The following is a 3,584-nucleotide window of genomic DNA, read 5'->3' as shown; positions in this document are numbered from 1 at the left end:
AGGAAGCCCAGGCCGAAAGCAGCGCGCATAAATTGCCTTCGCCTAAAGAAATCAGCGGCATCCTTGACCAGTATGTAATTGGTCAGGAGCGTGCGAAAAAGGTTTTGGCCGTAGCGGTTTACAACCACTACAAGCGCCTGAACCAGCGTGATAAAAAGGCTGACGACGTCGAACTCGGCAAGAGCAACATCCTGCTGATCGGCCCGACAGGCTCCGGTAAAACCCTGCTGGCCGAAACACTGGCCCGCCTGCTGAACGTTCCGTTCACCATCGCCGACGCAACCACCCTCACCGAGGCCGGTTACGTGGGTGAAGATGTCGAGAACATCATTCAGAAACTGCTGCAGAAGTGCGATTACGACGTAGAGAAAGCCCAGATGGGTATTGTCTACATCGACGAAATCGACAAGATTTCCCGCAAGTCCGACAACCCGTCGATCACCCGCGATGTATCCGGTGAAGGCGTGCAGCAGGCCTTGCTCAAGTTGATCGAAGGCACGGTCGCTTCCGTACCGCCGCAAGGTGGCCGCAAGCATCCGCAGCAGGAATTCCTGCAGGTCGACACCCGTAACATCCTGTTCATCTGCGGTGGTGCGTTCTCGGGTCTCGAGAAGGTCATCCAGAACCGTTCCACCAAGGGTGGCATCGGTTTCAACGCAGAAGTACGTAGCAAGGAAGAGGGCAAGAAAGTCGGTGAATCCCTGCGTGAAGTCGAGCCTGACGATCTGGTCAAGTTCGGTCTGATCCCGGAGTTCGTCGGTCGTCTGCCGGTCCTCGCGACGCTGGACGAGCTGGATGAGGCTGCGCTGATGCAGATTCTCACCGAGCCGAAAAATGCTCTGACCAAACAGTATGCAAAGCTGTTCGAGATGGAAGGCGTGGATCTGGAATTCCGTTCCGACGCGCTGAAATCGGTCGCCAAGCGTGCCCTGGAACGTAAAACCGGTGCACGTGGTCTGCGCTCGATTCTCGAAGGTGTACTGCTCGACACGATGTATGAGATCCCCTCGCAGTCCGAGGTGAGCAAAGTCGTGATCGATGAAAGTGTGATCGAAGGCAAGTCCAAGCCACTGTATATCTACGAGAACAGTGAGCCGACAGCCAAGGCAGCGCCGGACGCTTAAGCGTCCACTCTGCCGGAATAAAGAAGGGGCCTTCGGGCCTCTTTTTTTTTATGTCGTTTTTTACATCTGCTTTGCGCTTGTTTTTTTTCAAGGCAGCCCCCATCTTGGTTTCAAGCTTAATTCCATCTGATTACGGCCATATGGCCGCCGTAGAGGCGAAATCATGAAGACAACCATCGAATTGCCTCTCCTGCCATTGCGTGATGTCGTGGTTTATCCGCACATGGTTATCCCGCTGTTCGTGGGGCGCGAGAAATCCATCGAAGCCCTCGAGGCAGCGATGACGGGCGACAAGCAGATCCTGCTGTTGGCCCAGAGAAACCCGGCTGATGATGATCCCGGTGAAGACGCTCTCTATCGCGTAGGTACCATCGCCACTGTTCTACAGCTGCTCAAGCTGCCTGACGGCACCGTCAAGGTGCTGGTCGAGGGTGAGCAGCGCGGTACCGTTGAGCGCTTCAGCGAAGTCGACGGCCACTGCCGCGCCGAAGTGTCGCTGATCGAAGAAGTCGACGCTGCCGAGCGCGAATCCGAAGTGTTCGTGCGCACGCTGCTGTCGCAATTCGAACAATATGTGCAGTTGGGCAAGAAAGTCCCGGCTGAAGTCCTGTCGTCGCTCAACAGCATCGATGAGCCGGGTCGCCTGGTCGATACCATGGCCGCACACATGGCGCTAAAGATCGAGCAGAAGCAGGAAATCCTCGAAATTATCGATTTGTCGGCCCGGGTCGAGCACGTTTTGGCGTTGCTCGACGCCGAAATTGATCTGCTGCAAGTCGAAAAGCGTATTCGTGGTCGCGTCAAAAAGCAGATGGAGCGCAGTCAGCGCGAGTACTACCTGAACGAGCAGATGAAGGCCATTCAGAAAGAGCTCGGCGACAGCGACGAAGGCCACAATGAAATCGAAGATCTGAAAAAGCGTATCGACGCTGCCGGTCTGCCGAAAGATGCGCTGGCCAAGGCCACTGCCGAGTTGAACAAGCTCAAGCAAATGTCGCCGATGTCCGCCGAGGCCACCGTGGTGCGCTCGTACATCGACTGGCTGGTGCAGGTGCCGTGGAAGGCCCAGAGCAAGGTGCGTCTGGATCTGGCGCGCGCAGAAGACATTCTCGATGCCGATCACTACGGTCTCGAAGAGGTCAAGGAGCGCATCCTTGAATACCTCGCCGTGCAAAAACGCGTGAAGAAAATCCGTGGCCCGGTGTTGTGCCTGGTCGGTCCTCCAGGTGTAGGTAAAACCTCGCTGGCGGAGTCGATTGCCCACGCCACTAACCGCAAATTCGTGCGCATGGCCCTTGGTGGTGTGCGTGATGAAGCGGAAATTCGCGGTCACCGCCGGACTTACATCGGTTCGATGCCGGGAAGATTGATTCAAAAGATGACAAAAGTGGGGGTACGCAACCCGTTGTTCCTGCTCGATGAAATCGACAAAATGGGCAGCGATATGCGTGGCGATCCGGCGTCGGCATTGCTGGAAGTGCTCGATCCCGAGCAGAACCACAACTTCAACGATCACTATCTGGAAGTCGATTACGACCTGTCGGATGTGATGTTCCTGTGCACTTCGAACTCAATGAATATCCCGCCGGCGCTGCTCGACCGGATGGAAGTGATCCGTCTGCCGGGCTACACCGAAGACGAGAAGATCAACATCGCGGTCAAATACCTGTCGCCAAAACAGATCGCAGCCAATGGTCTGAAGAAAGGCGAGCTGGAATTCGACGCGGAAGCGATCCGCGACATCATTCGTTACTACACCCGCGAAGCCGGCGTGCGTGGCCTCGAGCGTCAGATTGCCAAGGTCTGCCGTAAGGCAGTGAAAGAGCATGCGCTGGAAAAACGTTTCTCGGTGAAAGTGACAGCTGAATTGCTGGAGCACTTCCTCGGCGTGCGGAAGTTTCGCTACGGCCTGGCTGAGCAACAGGATCAGATCGGTCAGGTCACCGGCCTTGCCTGGACTCAGGTTGGCGGCGAATTGCTGACCATTGAAGCGGCAGTTGTTCCGGGTAAAGGTCAGTTGATCAAGACGGGTTCGCTGGGCGACGTCATGGTCGAATCGATTACTGCAGCTCTGACCGTGGTGCGCAGCCGCGCGAAGAGTTTGGGCATTCCTCTGGACTTCCACGAGAAGCGCGACACGCACATCCACATGCCGGAAGGGGCTACCCCGAAAGACGGTCCTAGCGCCGGTGTAGGCATGTGCACGGCATTGGTGTCGGCTTTGACCGGGATCCCGGTGCGCGCCGATGTCGCCATGACTGGCGAAATCACCCTGCGTGGTCAGGTGCTGGCTATTGGCGGTCTGAAGGAAAAACTGTTGGCGGCACACCGCGGCGGAATCAAGATTGTGATTATTCCGGAAGAGAACGTGCGCGATCTGAAGGAGATTCCTGACAATATCAAGCAGGATCTGCAGATTAAACCGGTTAAATGGATTGACGAGGTCCTGCAAATTGCGCT

At 56.2% G+C, this 3,584-nt stretch carries 2 protein-coding genes; both read left to right on the top strand.

Features of this window, described 5'->3' with window-relative positions:
- Nucleotides 1–1,124 (top strand): ATP-dependent Clp protease ATP-binding subunit ClpX (gene clpX, locus ACIOVB_RS27220; RefSeq protein ID WP_401272242.1); only part of this gene is annotated, 1,124 nt, incomplete at its 5' end.
- Between the two features lie 163 nt (nucleotides 1,125–1,287).
- The coding region (gene lon / locus ACIOVB_RS27215; protein ID WP_401272241.1) for an endopeptidase La at nucleotides 1,288–3,584 on the top strand (2,297 nt) is incomplete at its 3' end.

The sequence above is a fragment of the Pseudomonas sp. NPDC087639 genome, from assembly GCF_044743385.1.
Classification (GTDB): domain Bacteria; phylum Pseudomonadota; class Gammaproteobacteria; order Pseudomonadales; family Pseudomonadaceae; genus Aquipseudomonas.
The sequence above is the reverse complement of the archived record's forward strand: the minus strand, read 5'-3'. Positions and strand labels throughout refer to the sequence as shown.